Here is an 18,927-nt window from a genome sequence, read left to right as displayed (position 1 = left end):
GCGTCGGCGGCGCCGGGGCTCTGCCTACTCGCGGCGGGCCACGAACATGCGCAGGCCCGTCTCGGCGAGAGGATGGCCGTCGCGCGGAAGCGTGAACCACGGCCGCAGCCCCGCGCTCTTCAGCTCCTTCAGCCACTCGTCGTCGGTCAGGAAGACGCGATCGTCTTCCGCCCTCAGGTCGGCGGGGTGCAGGCGCTCCTCGCCGGGCCGAGCGGACATGAGGAACTGCATCGAGGTGAGGATCGAGTACAGCTCCCGGCTGGTCTCGACGAACACGAACAGGCCGCCGGGGGCCAGCAGGCTTGCGAGGCTCGCCAGCGCGTCCCCGACCTGGCGGGCATTGTGCAGGACGTTCGCCGACAGCACCACATCCAGGGAGGCTGGCGCCACGCCCTGGCCGGTCGCGTCGCCGTTGATGTCGAACATCGCGAATCGCACACCGGCGCGCCCGCCGAAGCGTTCCTCTCCGAGCGTCAGGAAGTAGCGGGAGACGTCGGTGAACAGGTAGTCGACCTCGCTCTCCGTGAGCGCCGCCAGTGCGTCCGCGGTCGTGCCGCCGACTCCCGCGCCGAGTTCCAGCACCCGCAGCGGGCCACCGTGGCTCGCGTTCTCCTGCGCCCACCGCATCACCTCGGCGACCGCTCCGTTGAGGTAGCGGTTCACGGTGTTCTCTCGGTAGGCGCCGTCGGCGGCCTCGATCCCGTCATCGCCGAACAGCAGGCTCTGCAACGTCAGGTCGTCGCGCAACAGATCCGGCAGCCGCGCCATCGCGGTCAGCATGAAGCCCGATGTCTCCGGCGGGTAGCCGATCTTCCCGCCCTCGGCCGCCAGCCCCTCCGCCGCGGCGGCCACCTCCCGTCGCGTCACCGGCCGCAGCCCGCCGTACCGGCCGTCGTCATGCCGGACGAGCATGCCCTCCGCCACCAGGACCGCGAGCCAGCGGCGCAGGATCCAGCGATGGCGCCCGGCGACCCGCAGGGCGTCGGCGATCTCCTCGGCGGTGAGCAGGTGGTCCGGACGGGTGAGACCTGCCGGACGCAGGGTGGACGCCATCGCCGGCAAGGCCACCGCGTCCAGGCGCCGCAGGAAGGCGGGCAGCGGAGCCGGATCGGTGTCGGTGGCCTCGGCGGCGGCGCGCTCGGCGCGTTCCGGCAGCGCAGCGGCCCATTCGGTCACAACGGCCGTCTCCTGGCGCAGGACGGCACGCGCGATCTCGCTGAGGCGGCGCTCGACGAACGGTACGAACGGGTCATGCGCCGTGCCCGGCCGTCCGGCGATCTCCTCCACCGGCACGGCCGCCGCCTCGGGCGGGACCACCACTCCGAGCACGGCCGGGTCGCCAGGATCCGCGACCACCGCGGCCCGCCCTTGCGCGATCTCCCGCAGACGTGCGGCCGGCAGCGATGCACGCGGTATGCCCTGGAGGTGCACCGGCTCGTCCAGGAGCACGGCCAGCGCGGCAGGTTGCTCGAAGTCCAGGTCATCCCAGCGGACCGGCCTCGGCGCGGCCGGAGCCGGGGCGTCGACGTACAGCACGGCGTCGAAGCGGTAGCGGGTCAGCTCCGTGTCATCCCGCATGGTCTTGGGGTGGACGCCCATCCGCACCGACCGGCCCGTCTCCGCGGCCGCCCGTGCGACCAGCCCCGCGAGCAACGGCGGGTCGAAGAGCAGTTCAGGGTCGCGTTCGGCCCGCTGCGCCGCGCGGCGAGCCAGTTCTCGGGGTTCGACGTCGGAGGCCTGCGTCCGTTCCGCCCAGTGGCAGAAGGCGGCGAGCAGGCGCGCGTCCCGTATGTCACCGACGACCACCGTGCCTCCCGGCACCACCAGCTCGATCGCATCCCGCAACACCGCGTCCAGGTACGCCACGCCCGGGAAGCACTGGGTCACCGAGTTCAGCAGTACGCAGTCGGGCCGGGCGCCGGGGAAGCCGCCCGCCTCCAGTGCGGCCCGGACCTGCGGCGACCATGCCTCGTGGGCGGCGGCCCGGACGAACACGGTCCCCGGCCGCGCGCCGGCGCTCAGCTTCCGCACGGCGGCCTCCGCCACGTCTGTGCCAACGTATCCGGAGACGTGGTCACGCAGCCGGTACATGAGCAGTCCGGTGCCGCACCCCAGCTCCAGGATCCATCGCGGACGCAGGCTCAGCACCAGGCCGACGGTGTGGTCCACCCATTCGCGCATGTGCTGCGGCGGGAACGGGCGGCCGGTGTCGGAGGCGCGCCACCCGGACAGGTCCAGGTCGTCGGCGTGCCGTTCCTCGCCCTTGGTGTACGTCCAGTCGTAGACCTCTCCCCAGTGCTCCAGGAACTCCTCGACCAGCCCGCCCAGGGCAGGACGCACTGCGAGGGCGGCTCCGGCCGGGCGGATGCGCACCGTTCTCCCGTCGGGCGCGAGGCGGGCGTCCTCGATCCAGGGGTGCTCGCGAAGCGGCTGCAAGAAGTCGTTGTCTGCGTGGTCAGCGGGCAGGGTCATCGGTCTCCGTTCGTGCGAGGGGCCGCGGGACGAGGGTGCGGTCGTGAACATGCAGGACGCGGTCGGCGCGTGAGGCCACCGCCTGGTCGTGCGTCGCCAGCAGGACCGCAAGGCCGCCGGCGCGCAGGTCCGCCAGCAGCCGCAGGATCGCGGCGGCGGACGCGGCGTCCAGGGCGGAGGTGATCTCGTCGGCGAGCAGGACCGCCGGTCCGGCGGCGAGCGCCCGGGCGAGTGCGACCCGCTGGCGCTGCCCGCCGGACAGTTCGCCCGGGCGGCGCGCGGTCAGTGCCGGGTCGAGCCCGACGCCGCGCAGCAGCTCGGGAACGTGCGCGTTCGCCTCCGCCCGGGTCATTCCGGCCGTCCGGCGGAGGGGGCGGGCCACGATGGTCCCGACCCGGTGGGCCGGGTTGAGGGCGCCCACCGGGTCCTGGCCGACGAACTGGATGGCGCGGATCTCCGCACGGCCACGTCGCTCCAGCGGCCACGTGACCGGCTGGCCGCGCAGCTTGAGGTGGCCCTGTTGCGGGACGTGCAGTCCCGCCAGGGCGCGCAGCAGCGTGCTCTTGCCGCTACCCGACGGCCCCGTCAGGGCGACGAGCTCACCGCGCCGCAGAGACAGTTCCTCAACGTCGAGAAGCGCGGTGGGCCCGTAGGCGAGACGGAGGCCGGCCACGGTCAGCACGTCATCGGCCGAGGGCGGCGGTCCGGCGACGGCCTCCGGGACGGGCCCGCAGACGGCGCGGTCTACGCCGGGCGGCGTCAGGTCGATGATCCGGTCGGCGACGCGGGCGACGAAGCCGCGATCGTGGGAGATCAGCAGGGTGATGGAGCGTCCGTCGCCGCGGCGCCGTTCGAGGGCGTCCACCACCAGGCCCAGAGCGCCCTGGTCAAGGCCGCTGGTGGGTTCGTCGAGGACGAGCAGTGGCGGATCGGTGAGGAGCGCCCTGGCGAGGGCGACGCGCTGAGCCTGCCCTCCCGACAGCCGGTGCGCTCGCCGTGACCAGAGCCGCCCGGCGTCGAGGCCGAGCTCGGCCAGCATGTCGCGGGCGACGGACTCCAGGCCGCGACGCCCGTCGAGCAGCGAGGCTCCCACGGTCATCAGCGGGTCGAGCGAGGCGACGGGATCCTGGTCGACGATGCCGACGTGGGCACGGCGCCAGCGGCGTCCGGCACGACCGGTCGGCACGGCCCGCCCGTTCCAGCACACGGCCCCGCCGGTCCGCTGAAGCCCCTCTCCCAGCAGGTCGAGCACCGCCCGCAGCGCGGTGGTCTTGCCACTGCCGGACGGCCCCACGATCGCCACGACCTCGCCCGGATCGGCACGCAGGGCGAAGCCGGCGATGATGGGCTTTTCGCGGGAGTCGGCAACGCCGAGTCCGGCCACGACGAGACCGCTCCCGGCGGGGCGCGCCACCTGTTCGACGTGCCTCACGGGCGCGGGTCGCGGGCGGCGGGCCTGGCCGAGCATCCGCGCGAGGGTGGCGGCGGTCACCGCCACGACGGCCAGCACGGCCGCTGGCGCCACCAGCGCCATGGGGTTCAGACCCGCTCCCGGCAGATTCTCCCGCAGCATCAGCCCCCAGTCGGGGGCCGGCGGCTCGGGGCCGATGCCGAGCATCCCGAACGCCGCCGCGAGCTGGAGCGCCAGGACGAACCGCATCACCAGGTCGGCGGCGGCCGCCCCCGCGATGGAGGGCAGTACCTCGCGCACGAGGATCGCGAGCGCTGTCTCGCCGCGGCCGCGAGCCGCCTCCACGTATCCGGAACCGCGGGCGTGCCGGGTCAGGTCGCGGATCACGCGCAGCCCGAGCGGCGCTCCCCCGCAGACCGTCCCGGCGATCACGGCGGCGGGCGCGGGCAGGGCGACGGCCAGCACCATCGCCTGCAGCAGGAACGGTACGGCGAGCAGAAGGTCGGCCAGCCCGGTCAGGAGCCGGTCGATCCGGCCGCCCGCCCAGCCCGCGGCCAGCCCGCCCGCCGTGCCGAGGGCGGCGGCGGTCACCGCCGCGACGAGCGCCACGGCGGTGAGCCCGCGCCCGCCCGCCAGAACGCGCGACAGCACGTCACGTCCGGCGTCGTCTGTTCCCAGAAACAAGCCGCCACCGGGCGGGGCCCAGGGCGCGCCGACCGAGGCCGCCGGATCGTGCGGCGCGAACACCCCGCCCAGGAACACCACAGCCAGGAGGAGGAGCGTCCAGAGGGTGAGCAACCTCCTCATGCGGGCCGCTCCGCCCGATGAGGATCGGTCAGCACGGCCAGCACGTCGGCGACGAACAACCCGGCCAGCACCGTCGCCGCCACCGGCATCGCGACCGCCTGCACGACCGGCACGTCCCGGTTGGCGATCGAGCTGACCAGCAACTCGCCCAGGCCGCTGTAGCCGAAGAGCGTCTCGACCACGGTCGTCGCGGCCAGCAGCCCACCGGTCACCACGGCGAACACCCGGACGGCCGGGGCGACCAGATAAGGCAGGACGTGACGCACGGCCACCCGGATCCCGGGCACGCCGCGAGCCACGGCGGACGCCACGTGCGGGCGGCGGACCGCGTCGGCGACCGCCCCGCCCAGCACACCGGCGCCGAAGGCGGCGGCCGGGATCGCCAGCGCCAGCGTCGGCAGCACGAGGATCTCCGGCCGGTCCAGCGGGGATCCACCCGCGGGCACCAGCGACACCGGCGGCAGCCAGGCCAGTACCCCGGCGAACAGCGCCACCAGTCCAGCGGCGAACACCACCTGCGGCACCGCCGCCAGTGCGGTGACCAGCATGGTCAGGGAGCCGCGCCGACGCGCCGGCGCCGTGCCGACCGCCCAGGCCAACGCGACCGTCAACGGCACGGCCACGGCGAGCGCGCAGCCCGCGAGGGTGAGCGTGGCGGGCAGCCGCTCGGCGACCATCCGCGCCACGGGCCGGTCGGTGAGCAGGGATTCCCCTGCGTCGCCGCGTGCCGCACGCGCGAGCCAGCGCGCGTAGCGCTCCCAGGCCGGGCGATCCAGACCGAGCCGGCCACGTAGCTCGGCCTCAGCCGCCGCGGTGGCCCTCCCGCCGGATCGTGTCTGCGCCGCGTCCGACGGGAGGAGTTCGGTGGCGCCGAACACCGCGACGGACACCAGGAGCAGCATCAGCGCGGTACGCGCGGCGGGAACGAGCACGGCGGACCCGAACACTTGGGTCGTCACCGCGTCAGCCGCACCCGCTCGACGAAGTTGCTCTCGAACCCGGCACCGGTGGGCAGGTCGGCCACGCGCGATGAGGTGAGGTCGAGGCCGTCGCCGACCGCCCAGACCACGTAGCCTCCCTCGTCGCGCAATTGCCGCTGCAGCGCGCCGAACTCCTCGCGCCGCTTCCGTTCGTCCTTCGTGGCGAGCGCCTTGTCGAACCCGGCGTCCCATGCGGGCCGCTTCCAGGCGGTCTCGTTGGTGGGCGCGTCGCCGAGCAGCGACACCCGTGCCACGTCCAGGAACGGGATACCGCCGAAGAAGCCGGTGTAGAAGTCGCTCTTGGCGAAGACCTTGGTCCAGTAGGTGTCCGGCGGCTCCATCTTCACCCGGACGGTAATGCCCGCCTCGCGGAGCTGCTGGGCGAACAGGTTCGCGGCGGTGTCCATGCCCGGGTAGGAGGTCGTGGTGGACAGGGTGAGGTTCAGGCTGCTGCCGTGCCCGGCCTGCCGGAGCAGTTCCTTGGCCTTGGCGACGTCGCGCGGGCGCTGCGAAATATCGCGCGGGCTGGACGGGTCGGCCGGTGTGAGCAGGTCGTCGCCGATCTTGCCGTAGCCGAGGAAGACCTTGTCGAGCAACTCCTGCCGGTTCGTGGCGAGCTTGATCGCCTCCCGGACCCGGGGGTCGTCGAACGGCTTGCGATCCAGCCGCATCACGAATGGGTACATCACGACGCCCGACCGATGCACGACCTTCACGTTCTCATTCCCCTGGGCCTGGCGGGCGGACGCGGGGCTTACGCTGGCGGCGACGTCGGCCTGGCCGGACACCACCGCCTGGGCGCGCGCCTGCGGATCGACCACGGCGCGCACCTCGATACGCCGCGTCGCAGGCTTGGGGCCCCACCACCGGTCGTTGCGTTCGAGGATCGCGTGCTGCGGCGTGCCCCGGGTCATCCGGTACGGGCCGGACCCGACGGGCGGCTTGTCGAAGGCCGTGGTGCCCTCGGGCACGACGAAGGTCACCGACTCCAGGGCCCTGGGTGCTTCGGCGTAGGGCTTGGTGGTGACCAGCTCGAGCGTGTGGTCGTCGACGGCGCGGGAGCGCGCCATGTCGAACATCTGCAGCCGGCCGAAGTTCTCGGCCGCCTTCTGGTGGACGCGCCGCAGCGAGAACAGCACATCCGCGGCGCGGACCGGACGGCCGTCGGTGAACGTCGCGTTCTGCCGCAGCCTGACCGTCCAACTGGTCAGGGCGGCATCCGGCGTCACAGAGGTGGCGAGGCGGTATTCAGTGGTGCCATCGGGCTTCGGCTTGGTCAGCACGTCGTACAGCAGCGCGAACCTGATCAGGTCCGACTGGTTGCCGATGCCGCCGTGCGGGTCGTTGATCGCGGTGGCGGGGGCACCGACCGCGACGTAGCGCAGGGTGTCGCCGCCGAACGGGGCGGCCGCGCCGTCGCCGTCGCCGCATCCCGACAGTGTGAGGGCGAGCCCGAGGCCCAACGCGCCGGCGGTCTTGAGGAGGGGTCTCATGCTGGAGGTTTCCGTTCCGTCAGTGGCGGGCGAGCGTCTGGTTGATGAGCTCGGCGAGACGTGCGACGGCGGGGGCGCGCAGCAGGCCGTAGTGGTCGGCGTCGATGCCGTGGACTTCGAGAGGGCCGGCCAGATGGCGCTCCCAGCCCAGGTCGGGCAGGCCGGAGGGGGTGTCGTCCACGCCCATCCCGATGCCGGAGTTGCGTGTCGCGGGATGGTCGGCACGCACCAGCAGCGTGGGGGTCGTCTCGTCGATGAGCCGCCCCGGCGTGTGCTCGGCCAGGCCGCGCAGGTGACGGGCGAAGACGGCCACCCGGCCATGCACGCCGTCGCGGCGGCCGAGGAGACCGTGGTCGCGCAGCCGCCGGGTGACCTCCGCGTACCGGCGATCAGGCGGCAGCGCGAGCATCGCCGCCCGCCCTTCCGGCGCGGCGACGCCCAGGTCGATGCCGCGGTAGGCCTCGAAGGCGCCCAGCATCCGCACCGTCACCTCGGCCTCGACGGCGTCCGGGGTCGGGGCGTCGATGGCTGTGATGTAGGTGGGGTCGTTGGAGTCGAGCATCACCAGCAGGTCGACGGTTTCGCCCTGTTCGTGGAGGTGGCGGGCGACCTCCTGGCCAAGGCTGCCTCCCATCGACCAACCGCCCAGCAGGTACGGCCCTGGGGACCGGCGCCGGATCACCTCCCCGTAGCCGCGGGCGAGGTCGGTGAGGTCGCCGGGGGCATCGCCGCCGATGAGGCAGGGGTCGGTGATGGCGACGATGGAGAACCGTTCGTCCAGCAGCCGGGACAGCTCGGCGTAGCACATGACGTCGCCGCCCGAAGGGTGCAACAGGTAGAGCGTGCGGTCGCTCGTGCCGTCGCGCAACGGAACCACCACATCCTCGGTGACGGTCACGCCGCCCTCGGGTCCGGGGATTTCGTCCCACGCGTCGGGGTCGGTGGCCAGGCGCCGCAGCCGCGCGACGTACCCGGCGAACACCTGATTCACCTCGTCGGCGGGCAGCACGCCCTCGACGAAGTCCCACTGCACGAGCAACTCGCCGCGCTGGACGAGGACCTGATGGTCCAGCCAGGTCTGCGGTGTCTGGCTGAGCGCGTGCACCTGCTCGCCGACCCACTGCAGATCGGGTTCTCCGCCGACCAGATCCTCCAAACCGAGCGCGCTGGTGAACACCACCGGCACCGAGCCGACCTCGCCGGTGCGCGCAGACCGTTCGGCGAACAGGTCCAGCGCCGAGTAGGCGCGGTGGTCGAGGTCGGCGAACAGCCGCCGGTGCGCGTCGCGGACGTGCTCGGCGAACGTGGCGGGTTCGCGGCGGTCCACTTCATGGACCAGCAGGGAGGTGAAGTCGCCGACCACCGCGTCGACGTCCGGATGCAGCGGCGGACGGTCGAACAAGGTCAGGGTCAACGCGAAGTGCGGACTCCCCGACCAGGCGGCCAGTGCCTCGGCATAGGCGGCCAGCAGCACGGCGGTCGGTGTGGTGCCGCGCCCAGCGGCCTCGGCGCGCAACCCGTCCCACTCGGCGGCGCCGAGCCTGTCGGCGTGGCGCACGAACCTCGGTGGTCCGTCGAGCTCGGTGACAGGCAGTGGCGGCGACCCGGGGAGGGTGTCGATGCGGTCTCGCCAGTAGGCGGCGGCCCGGCGCCATTCGTCGCCCTCTCGCGCGGCCTCGATCGCCCGCACGCAGGCGGGGAAGTCCACGCCGATCTCCGGCAGCGGCGCGTCGGGGTTCTCATAGAAGTGCCGGACCTCCCGGTCGATGATCCAGTAGCTGCCGGCATCGCAGATCAGCACGTCCACGCCGATGAACAGGCGCACCCGTCCGCTGGGCAGGCGAGCGGCCTGGATCTGCACCAGCGGCCAGCGGTCCGGCGGCCCCGGGTCGCGTGAGACGCGGGTGCGCAGCCGGGCCAGCCGCTCAGTGCGGGCGGGGTCGGCGGCCCCGGTCAGGTCGTGGACGCGTATCCGGTAGGAAGGTACGTGGTCGAGCGGCTTTAGACGGCCGTGGTCGGTGACGATCGCGCGGAGCATGGGATGCCGCGCGATCACCTTCCGCCAGGCGGCCTCATAGCGGGCCAGGTCGAGGTCCGCGCAGTCGTACTCCAGATAGAAGTGGCAAGCGATGTCGCCGAGCGCGTAGCCGCCGCCGCGCCCGATCCAGTACGCGTGCTGGACGCGTGTCATCGGGAAGGTGCCGTCGCTCGATTCCTCTCCGGTTTGCTCTGCCGACAGGAACGTCGGTGCGGGCTCCGCTTCGGCAGTGCCTTCCAGCAGCTCGGCGAGCCCGGCGACGGTGGGGCGGGCGAACAGGTCCCGCAGCCGCAACTCGACGCCGAGGGTCCCACGCAGGGTGGTGAGCATGCGGGTGGCCAGCAGCGAGTGGCCGCCGAGCGCAAAGAAGTCGGCATCGGGAGATGTCACCGGCACGCCGAGCAGGTCCGACCACAGTTCGGCCACCACTCGCTGGGGCGCGGTCAGTTCCGTGCCGTTCGTCGTGTCGCCGGTTCCGGTGGACGCCCGGGGCGTGGTGAAGGCCGACCGGGCCATCCGTTCCCGTAGGTCGGTGGTGGAGACCGCGACCACCGGCGAAAGCGTGCCTGACCTTCGGGCCGCCAGTACCCGGTCGAGGGCGCCCATCCCGGTTCGGGCGTCGAGCGCGTACGACAGCCGTACCTCGCGCTCTCTGCCGAGAGGGCCGACCTTCCAGGCGTCCCAGACGACGCTGACCCACCGGGTGCCGGAGGACGGATCGGACGCGAGCGCTTCGGCGAAGGCGTCCAGGTAGCGGTTGGACGCGCAGTACGGCCCCATGCCGATGCCGCCGACCAGCGTGCCCGCCGACGACATCAGCACCACCGTCGGCGGACGCCGGTCGGCGGGCAGCGCGTCCAGCGCCGCCCGCAGCGCCAGCACACCCTCGATCTTGGCGCGGACGTGGCCGGTGACATGCTCGACCGTCACGCGTCGCATGGGCTGCAGGTCGGCCGTGGCGACCACTCCGGCGGCGTGCACCACCAAGGCGATCGGGGCCTGTTCGGCGAGCTCGCCGAGGAGCGCCGCGGTGGTCTCGGCGTCGGCGGCGTCCACCTGCCGGACCTCGACGTCCAGCCCCCCGTCGGCGAGCAGCCGCAGCGACTCGGCGCGTTCGCCGTCCTGGGGCGTCCCGGACCGGGAGGTGATCATGACACGCAGGCCTTGGCGGGCCAGGTGCGCCGCGATGGTCAGGCCCACGTCTCCGAGCCCGCCGGTGATCAGCGCGATGTGCCCGGCCTCGGCATGGCCGTTCTCCGAGGGGGGCCGCCACGGCCGGACGCCGCGCGCCCACCGGCTGCCACCGCGCACGGCGACCTCGGCGCCGGACACACCAGCGGTGACGCCGTCGCCGAGTTCGGCCAGCACGGCGCTACCGAGATCCGCGCAGACGTCCAAATCCAGTGTGCGCCAGCGCAGCCCGGGCTGTTCCTGGGCGATGACGCGGGGAAGGGCATGGGACGCGGCCGCGACCGGATCGGGCCGGTCGGCGCTTTCGACCCGCTGCGCCGAGCGGGTCACGTGAAGCAGCACCGAGGGCGGCTCGTCGGCGGCCGCAATGACTTCGGCGACCCGTGCCTGGTGCAGGATCTCCTCGCTCACCAAAGCCGGCTCCTCCGGCCCGCCGTCGTGGGCAAGCGTGACGGCACCGGCCCACTTCCCGGCCGTGGCGTCGTCCACCAGCGCGAGCGGCACCGCCTCGGCACCGGCCTTGGCCAAGGCGGCACAGACCTCCGCGACTGCGGGTTCGTGGCGTCCGGCGACGAGCCAGCGGCCGTCGAGTCGTGTGACCGGGTCAAGCGGGGTGGCCTGGTTCCAGACGGGTATCTGCAGCGGTTCGGTCTCGTCGGGTGTCTCCCCGTCGGCTGGGACGGCGGAACGCTCCGGCGGATCGATCCAGAGACGACGCCGCTGGAACGCGTATCCCGGGGCGGCCACGCGACGCCGTCCCGGCCGGTGCATGGCGGGAAAGTCGACGTCCACACCGTGCGCCCACAGATGCCCGGCGGCGACCCGCAGAGCGGCCATGTCACTGTCGGAGGTGTCGACCGCCAGCGTGGTCAGGGCCGCGCGCAACCCAGGCAGATCGTGGCCGCGCGCCAGCGTGACCAGCGCCGCGCCCGGTCCGACCTGGACGAGCACCACCGGCACATCAGGCGAACCGCCCACGGTCTCGACGGTCGTGCGCAGGGCCTGGGAGAACCGGACGGTGTGCCGGAGCTGGCGCACCCAGTGCTCGGCCGTGCCAAGTTCGGTGTCGACGGCCGTTCCGGTCACCGTGCTGATCAGCGGAACGGCGGGGGTGCCCGCTCTGACCCGCGCGGCCGCCTCCCGCATGGCAGGCAGCGCGGGCTCCACGAGGCGGGAGTGCGCGGCACCGTCGAACCGCAGCCGGGTCGGTTCGAGGCCAGTGGCGCGCAGTTCGGCCTTCAGCGCGTCCACCTCGGGGTTCGGGCCGGACACCACGCAGGCGTTCGGGCCGTTGACCGCCGCGAGGTCGACGGCGTCGTGCCGGGCAAGCAGGGCACGCGTGTCGCGTTCGGGCAGCGGGACGGACAGCATCGCGCCGTCACCGGCCACCTCGGCCAGCGCGGTGGAACGCACGGCGATAAGGCGGGCGGCGTCCGCCAGCGGCAGGGCGCCGCAGGCCACCGCCGCGGTGTACTCGCCGAGGCTGTGACCGAGCACCGCGTGCGGGCCGATGCCCCAGGAGCCCAGCAGGCGCGTGGTCGCCAGCGACACCGCGAAGAGGGCCGGCAATCCGTGGACGGCCCCATGAGCCCGCGCCGCATCAGCCGACTCACCGCGGATGACCGTCCGAATGTCCAGATCCAGGAGGTCGGCGAACAGCTCCGCGCACTCGTCCACGCAGTCGGCGAACACCGGCTCTGCGGCGTACGGCTCCGCTCCCATGCCGGGGCGGGCGCTGCCGCCGCCGGGGAAGGCGAAGATGACGCGCGGCGGTCCGTACACCGGAGGGACCGGTGCCGCCGCACGCAGGGCGTGGCCGAGAGAGTCGCGGTCGGCCACGATCGCGAGCCGGTGCGGGTGATGCTCGCGGCCGGTCTGCAGCGTGTACGCCAGATCCGCCGCGACGGCGGAGTCCTGCTGTTCGGCCCATGTCGCCAGTTCGGCGGCGGTGTCGTGAAGGGCCTGTGGGCTGTGCGCCGCCAGGATGACGGTCTGCGGTCGCGGATCGGGCTCGGCGGGCAGGGATTCTGGGGCGGGACCCACGATGACGTGCGCGTTCGTGCCGCCGATGCCGAACGAGCTGATCCCGGCCAGGCGGGGTCCCTCCCACGTACCGGTCTGGGTGACGACCTCGAAAGGGGACCCGTCCAACCCGAGGAGTTCGTTGACCGGCTCGGCGTGCAGCGAGGCCGGCAGCATCCGCGCGCGCACCGCCAGCACGGTCTTGATGAACGAGGCGATCCCGGCTGCGGAGTTGGCGTGGCCGATGTTGCTCTTGACCGACCCGAGCCCGCACCAGGCCGGTCCGGTATCGCCGAAGACTCGGCGCAGCGCCGCCACCTCGATCGGGTCGCCGATGCGGGTCGCGGTGCCGTGCGCCTCGACGTACCCGATCTGCCGCGGCCCGACGTCCGCGACCGCGTGCGCCTCGGCGATGGCGGCCGCCTGTCCGTGCAGGGACGGGGCTGTGAAGCCGGCCTTGGCGGCGCCATCGTTGTTCACCGCCGAGCCGAGCACGACGGCCAGGATCGGATCGCCGTCGTCCAGAGCGTCCCGCAGCCGGCGCAGCACGACCACGCCGACGCCCTGGGTGTAGACGATCCCGCTGCCCTGCGCGGAAAACGGGCGCACCTTGCCGTCGCGAGAGTAGATCCCGTCGGCCATGGACAGGTATCCGCGGCCCTGCGGCACGATCAGGGACACCCCGCCCGCGAGCGCGGTGTCGCACTCGCCCGACAGCAGCGACTGAGCCGCCATGTGCACCGCGACCAGAGAGGTAGAGCACGTGGTGTTCACCGCGATCGCCGGGCCGGTGAGGTTCAGGCGGTAGGCGGTCTGCAGCGGCATGTAGTCGGTCTGCGTGGCGATCGCCGTCTGCAGGCTTCCGGCCGGGTCGGCCCCGCCCCCGGTCGGGTCCCAGCGGTCGGCCAGGTTGCCCGCCAGATAGGCGCTCTGCGCCGCTCCGGCGAACACCCCGACCGATCCTGCCCCGCGTCCTCCGCCGTGGCCCGCCTGTTCCAGCGCCCGCCAGGCGCACTCCAGGAACAGCCGGTGCTGAGGATCGAGCAGCGCGGCCTCGGCATCGGCGAGCCCGAACGGCTCGGGGTCGAACAGGTCCTGGCCGTCGATCAGCCCGGCGACCGGCACGTAGGCGGGGTCGCGGCGGAGCCGGCGAGGCACGCCGCGCTCGGCGAGTTCTTCGTCGATGAGGCGGGTCAGTCCCTCGCGGCCCTCGACGAGCATCTCCCAGAAGGCGTCCGCGTCCGGCGCGCCCGGAAAGCGGCAGGCCAGCCCGGTGACGGCGACGGCACTGTCCGGATCGGCCGTGAACTCATGCCGGCTCATCGGGCGACCTCGGCGGCCTTCCGGCGGGCGAGACGGCGATTCCGTGCCCGCCGTGCCCCAGGATCCGCGGCAGCCGGGGCTGGAGCGTCACCCTCGCGGGTCGCGTCACCTTCGCCGGTCCGGGAGGTGATCCAGCTCGCCAGCCCCCGCACGGTCGGCCGGGTGAACAGGTCCACTACGGACAGGCCGGGGTCGAGCCGTTCGGTGAGCCTGGCATGGGCCCGCACAAGGGTGAGCGAGGTGGCTCCGAGGCGCAGAAAGGGCATGTTCACGTCGATCGGGGCACCACCGAGCAGCTCGCCCAGCGTCTCGGCCACAACACGCTCGATCTCCGGGTCGGTCTCCGTGGCGGCCTGGAGGACGGTCTCTGGGGAAGCTGGAGGAGGTTCGGGTGCTGGCATTGGTTCAACAGGTCGTTCGGGTGCCGGTGCCGGTGCCGGTGCCGCGACGACGCTGAGCTCGATGAGCCCGTCCGAGGGCAGTCGTTCGTGCAGGGCGACCCCCTGGCCCGCCGCCGCGGCCGACAACCGTCCGGCCCACTCACCCGCGGCCGTCAGCGCCCGCGCCGGGGTGAGCACGCCGCCGGAGATCCGCACCGCCACGTCCAGGCCCTGCTCCCCGGCCTGCCGGAGCAAGGCCGCCAGCTCCTCCGCCTCCTTCACGGGGGCGGGAGGCGCGACCTGCTCACGCGCGGGCTCGGTGGAGGCCGCACGGCGGTAGGGATTGGCCAGCGCCTTGTAGTCGACCTTGCCGTTGTCGGTGACCGGGAACTCCTCCAGCCACAGGATCCGGCTCGGCACCATGAAGTCGGGCACGCGCTCGCGCAGGTGGGCGATCAGCTCTTCATCGGACGGCCGGCCACCGGGCCCGGCGGCGACCAGGTAGGCGATCAGCCGCGGCCGGTCGTCCGGGCCGCGGACCGACAGGGCCACCGAATGCCGCACGCCCGGCGCACGGTTGAGGGCGGACTCCACCTCGCCCAGCTCGATGCGATGCCCACGGATCTTGACCTGGCGGTCGAGCCGCCCCAGGAACTCGATGTTCCCGTCCGTCCGCCACCGGCCAAGGTCCCCGGTACGGTACAGGCGACGTCCCAGCACCGGGTCGACCACGAACCGCTCGCGGGTCTGTTTCCCATCGCCGATGTAGCCGCGAGCCAAGCCGTCTCCGCCAATGTGGAGCTCACCCGCCTCGCCGACCGGACACGGCCGCCCCTGCTTGTCGACAATGTGGAACGACTGGCCCCGCAGGGCCCGCCCGTACGGGATGCTCGGCCACGAAGGATCGACCTCGCCGATCGGATAGCAGATCGACCAGATCGACGCCTCGGTGGCCCCGCCCAGGCTCACCAGCCGCGCCTCGGGCGCCAACTCCCGGACCCGGTCGGGCAGCGTGACCGGAATCCAGTCGGCCGACAGGAACACCAGGCGCAACGGGGCCAGCACCGCGCGGGCGCGTTCCGGCTCGATCTCGGCATACTCGACGAGCATCTCCAACAGCGCCGGCGCGGTGTTCCAGACCGTGACCCGGTGCCGTTCCATCAGATCGAGCCAATGGCCCGGGTCGCGCTGGCGGTCGGCATCGGGCAGCACGAGCGCGGCCCCGGTGCCCATCACGCCGAAAATGTCGTGCACCGACAGGTCGAAACTGAACGCCGACAACGCCAGCATCCGGTCGTCCGGCCCGACCGGGAACCGATCGATCAGGTCGTCGATCGTGGTCCGGGCGGCCCGGTGCTCGATGGCCACGCCCTTGGGACGTCCGGTGGAGCCCGAGGTGAAGATGACGTAGGCAAGGTCGTCGGGGGCGGCCGCACGAGGACGGGCCACCTCACCCTCAAGCGATCCCAATGCCGCCACTGTGTGCACGCTGACATGGGCAGGCCACTCGACTGTGGAGCCCTCGGGTACCAGCGCCCTCCGCACGCCCGCCTGCTCGCACACCGAAGCGATCCGGCCGGCGGGCCACGACGGCTCCACCGGGACGTATCCGGCGCCGCTCGCGCACACACTCAGCAGCGCGGTCACCTGCTCGATGCCCTTGTCGAAGGCCACCGCGACCAGGTCGCCCGACCCGACTCCCTGTGCGGCCAAGACACCGCCGATGCGCTCCGTACGCTCGGCCAGCTCCCCATGGCTGAGGCCTCCGGCGGAGTCGAGCAGGGCCGCGTTGTCCGGCACGGTCTTCGCGACGACGCGCAGCGGATCGTTCAGCAGGGGCCCGGCATCACCGAATGGGCGGCAGTCCAGGGATTTCTCCGACAGGAAGGTCGGGTCCCAGCCGAGGCCGGGGTCGTCCCAGGCACCGGGCTCGGCGGCGAGCCGCCGCAGCAGCCCGAGATGCGCATCTCGCATGCCCGCCACGAACCCCTCGGCGAACGCGCCGTCGACCGCGTCCCACGCGATGCGCAGCCGTCCGCCCTCGTCGTGGACGATGTGGTCGAGCGCGACCTGCGGGGTCTGCGAGATCCCGAAGACCTCCTCCCCCAGCCATGCCGCCGGGTCGCGTTCGGGGTCGGACAGGCCGAGGCCGCTGGTGAACACGACCGGATGCGTCGGGGTCAGGTCGGTGGCCCCAGCGTCGCGCAGCACCTCGACTCCCGACACGGTGCGGTACTCCATGTCCGTCCAGAACCGCCGGTTGACCCGAGCCGCGAAGTCCCCGAAACCGCGCGGCTCCGGCTCGGGCACCTCCACCAGGACCGTCGAGGTGAAGTCGCCCACCAGGTGCGCCAGCTCCGGATCATCGGGCCGGTCGAACAGCGTGGTGTTGAGACAGAACGGCGTGGCCGCGCCCCACCGAGCCAGCACGAGCCCGAACGCCGCCAGCAGCACACCGGTCGGGCTCAGCCCGCGTTCGGCCGCCCGTTCCCGCAGCTCACGCCACTCTGGCGCGGACAGCTCGGCGGACCAGCGGCTGAAGCGGTGCGAGCGCAACTCGGCCAGGTCGGCCGCCCAGGGCAGCCGCGGCCCGGGCGCAAGCGTCTCGGCCCGCCGCCGCCAGTACTCCCGGTCGCGCTCCTTCCGCCGCGCCTCCGCGGGGTCGGCAGCCCGGTGTTCGACCAGCTCGGCGAAGGTGATCGGGGCGACCGGAAGCTCGGCAGCCGGATCCGCGACCAGCGCCCCCCATTCGGCCAGAATCTGCATCCAGCCCGCCAGGTCGAGGGCGAGCACGTCGATGCCCAGGAAGATCCGCGTTCGGCCGTCAGAGAGGAAGGCCGCGCGGACGTCGAACAGCGGCCACCGCGCCGCGTCGCGCACCTGGTGCGAACATTCGCGACGCAGCGCGGTCAGGCGCACGTCCGTCTCCTCCGGCGTCGCCGACCGCAGGTCCACGACCTCTATCTCATACGACGGGACCTCGGGCAGGATGTGCTGCCGCCCGTCACCGTCGACGATCATGCGCAGCATCGGGTGGTGGCCGACCAGGCGGTTCCAGGCGACGGCGAGCCGGGCCAGATCCTTCTCCGGCCCCTCGGGCCCTGGCGTCCGGTCGTACTCCCGGTAGTAGAACGTCGCGACGCCCCCGAGCGGGAAAGCGGGGCTGCGGCCGATCCAGTACGCGGCCTGCAACGGCGTCAGCGGAAAGCCCTCGGCCGCAGCACCCGGCGCCTCTCCGGGATCGGAGACCCCCGCCGCCACGCTCCGGACAGTGGCCGCCCCAAGGAACGCCGTCATCGGCAGGTCGAGCCCCAGGTCCCGCAGCCGGCGGCGCAGCCGGACGGCAGTGAACGAGTCCAGGCCCAGGACGGTCAGAACCGCATCGTGGTCGACCGTATCCGGCGCGACGCCGAGCACCTCGGCGACCACCCTTGCGACATCGTCGACCGACACGGACAGGGACGAAGACGGCACATCACGCATGAGTCTCCTTCGGGAGGACGCGGACGAGGAGCATAAATACGATAACGGTTATCATAACCATAGGAGATGGACCGAGCGTTGCCCACGTGGCCGGGGCGCGGTCATGCCAGCTGCTACCAACGGGAGTGTCACGGGCGTCGCCCCTGAGACCGCGCGGGGTTCAGACCGCACCAATGTGGTCAGCTACAACAGCGGAAGAGTCACGCTCACCTTCCCAGCCGGTGCCGGGCGCGCGGCGGTGGCCGACCCTTGCGCGAGTGATGCGTGCTGCTTCTACGACAGACCAGACTTCACCGGCCGCAAGCTCACCTTCCGGAACTGCGGGGGCTGGGGTCCAGTCCGTGCTGACGGAACCGCAGTGGGCCAACCGGCTCACCGACGCCGACCGGCGGGCCCTGTCCCCGCTGTTCTGGTCGCACGCCAACCTCTACGGCACCATCTTCATCGACATGGACACCCACCTCGACCTCGGCCTGGCCGCTTGATCAGCACGCCCTGATGCGGCGCTCGGGCGGCCGCTGGTAGGGGGCGCGGGTGAGGAAGTCGCGGTAGCGGCCGCTCATCTCCACCTGGGCCTGCTCCTTGGCGGGGTCGGCGTACCCGGGCGGCACATACGGCCAGGGCTGGGTCTCCAGGAAGCGGTGGGCCTGGAAGATCCGCGCGGAGACGGCTGGTGCGCCAGCGCCCTGTCCTCGGCCCGCGCCGCGGCGAGCGCGGCGTTCAGGGTCGGGTTGATCCGGTGCAGCTGCACGGGATCGATGATGGCCAGCACGCGTCCGCTGGCGTACGAGGGCTCCGCGCACAGCCCGACATGACCGGCGAAGGTGACCAGGAACAGGCCGCGCCCTCCGCCCGGGGGTTGCGGCCAGGACGCCCTCCCAGTCCGACCCCAGCAGCATGTCCCGGCGTTCGGCCATGGCAGGCCACGGCATGCCCTGCCGCTGCTTGGCGACCTCACCGGGAGCGATCTGCGTCCAGTAGGTCTCCTCGGCATCCAGCCGCGCCTCCTGCAGCATCTGGAGCAGCGACGCGGCCTGCCGGGCCGGGACCACCAGCCGCATCGGCTCGTCCTCCTCCAGGCCCATCCGCATCGTGACCATCCCGGCGCGCGCTGGCCCACTTCCAGCGTCTCCACGACCACATGACGTCGCGATCCCGGACGGCCCGTGGCAGCGCGGCGCTCACCGGCGTCACCGCGTCGTGCCCGGTTCGTGGCTGCCTTGCCCATCGCTGTGCCCTTCTCCCCGCGCCAGTGCAGGTGAACAGCATCGTGCCGGCCATGTCCGCGGCCACTGAGGCGCCGCCGTCGTCCTCGTGTTCGCCGTCC

At 72.8% G+C, this 18,927-nt stretch carries 8 protein-coding genes; 1 reads left to right on the top strand and 7 read right to left on the bottom strand.

Annotated features, from left to right (window positions below):
• Positions 1-24 precede the first annotated feature (24 nt).
• Genes ABD340_RS02380 through ABD340_RS02355 form a run of 6 tightly spaced genes read right to left on the bottom strand, consistent with a single transcriptional unit; the run spans position 25 to position 17,600 of the window.
• A complete protein-coding gene (locus tag ABD340_RS02380) occupies positions 25-2,472 on the bottom strand; it encodes a methyltransferase (protein WP_344586660.1) in 2,448 nt (815 codons plus the stop codon).
• The gene (locus tag ABD340_RS02375; protein WP_344586659.1) at positions 2,456-4,690 is read right to left on the bottom strand and encodes an ATP-binding cassette domain-containing protein; all 2,235 of its coding nucleotides are present in this window, start codon (positions 4,688-4,690) and stop codon (positions 2,456-2,458) included. Before ABD340_RS02375 ends, ABD340_RS02380 begins: the two co-directional genes overlap by 17 nt.
• Entirely contained in the window at positions 4,687-5,649 is a 963-nt protein-coding gene (locus ABD340_RS02370; RefSeq protein WP_344586658.1) for an ABC transporter permease, read from the bottom strand. The genes ABD340_RS02375 and ABD340_RS02370 overlap by 4 nt, the downstream gene beginning before the upstream one ends.
• Positions 5,646-7,163, bottom strand: coding sequence for an ABC transporter substrate-binding protein (locus ABD340_RS02365; RefSeq protein WP_344586657.1), 1,518 nt, complete (start codon positions 7,161-7,163; stop codon positions 5,646-5,648). Before ABD340_RS02365 ends, ABD340_RS02370 begins: the two co-directional genes overlap by 4 nt.
• Before the next feature lie 19 nt (positions 7,164-7,182).
• A complete protein-coding gene (locus tag ABD340_RS02360) occupies positions 7,183-13,737 on the bottom strand; it encodes an SDR family NAD(P)-dependent oxidoreductase (protein ID WP_344586656.1) in 6,555 nt (2,184 codons plus the stop codon).
• Positions 13,734-17,600: a non-ribosomal peptide synthetase gene (locus tag ABD340_RS02355; RefSeq protein WP_344586655.1), complete on the bottom strand. Its 3,867-nt coding sequence runs from the start codon at positions 17,598-17,600 to the stop codon at positions 13,734-13,736. The genes ABD340_RS02360 and ABD340_RS02355 overlap by 4 nt, the downstream gene beginning before the upstream one ends.
• A 341-nt stretch (positions 17,601-17,941) precedes the next feature.
• On the opposite strand from ABD340_RS02355, the gene ABD340_RS02350 reads away from it, so the two are divergent.
• Positions 17,942-18,085, top strand: a complete 144-nt coding sequence (locus ABD340_RS02350; RefSeq protein WP_344586654.1) for a hypothetical protein — start codon at positions 17,942-17,944, stop codon at positions 18,083-18,085.
• Here ABD340_RS02350 and ABD340_RS02345 read toward each other — a convergent pair whose 3' ends face one another.
• Positions 18,086-18,700, bottom strand: coding sequence for a hypothetical protein (locus ABD340_RS02345; RefSeq protein WP_344586653.1), 615 nt, complete (start codon positions 18,698-18,700; stop codon positions 18,086-18,088).
• Positions 18,701-18,927 lie beyond the last annotated feature (227 nt).

It is taken from the genome of Actinomadura vinacea, from assembly GCF_039532545.1.
Lineage (GTDB): Bacteria > Actinomycetota > Actinomycetes > Streptosporangiales > Streptosporangiaceae > Spirillospora > Spirillospora vinacea.
Note: the sequence above shows the minus strand (reverse complement) of the source record. Positions and strands in the feature narration are given on the sequence as shown.

Excerpts from the sequence above, each read along its gene's own strand:
- ABD340_RS02380 (WP_344586660.1), bottom strand. The coding sequence starts at position 2,472 with ATGACCCTGCCCGCTGACCACGCAGACAACGACTTCTTGCAGCCGCTT.
- ABD340_RS02375 (WP_344586659.1), bottom strand. The coding sequence starts at position 4,690 with ATGAGGAGGTTGCTCACCCTCTGGACGCTCCTCCTCCTGGCTGTGGTG.
- ABD340_RS02365 (WP_344586657.1), bottom strand. The coding sequence starts at position 7,163 with ATGAGACCCCTCCTCAAGACCGCCGGCGCGTTGGGCCTCGGGCTCGCC.
- ABD340_RS02360 (WP_344586656.1), bottom strand. The coding sequence starts at position 13,737 with ATGAGCCGGCATGAGTTCACGGCCGATCCGGACAGTGCCGTCGCCGTC.
- ABD340_RS02355 (WP_344586655.1), bottom strand. The coding sequence starts at position 17,600 with ATGCGTGATGTGCCGTCTTCGTCCCTGTCCGTGTCGGTCGACGATGTC.
- ABD340_RS02345 (WP_344586653.1), bottom strand. The coding sequence starts at position 18,700 with ATGGTCACGATGCGGATGGGCCTGGAGGAGGACGAGCCGATGCGGCTG.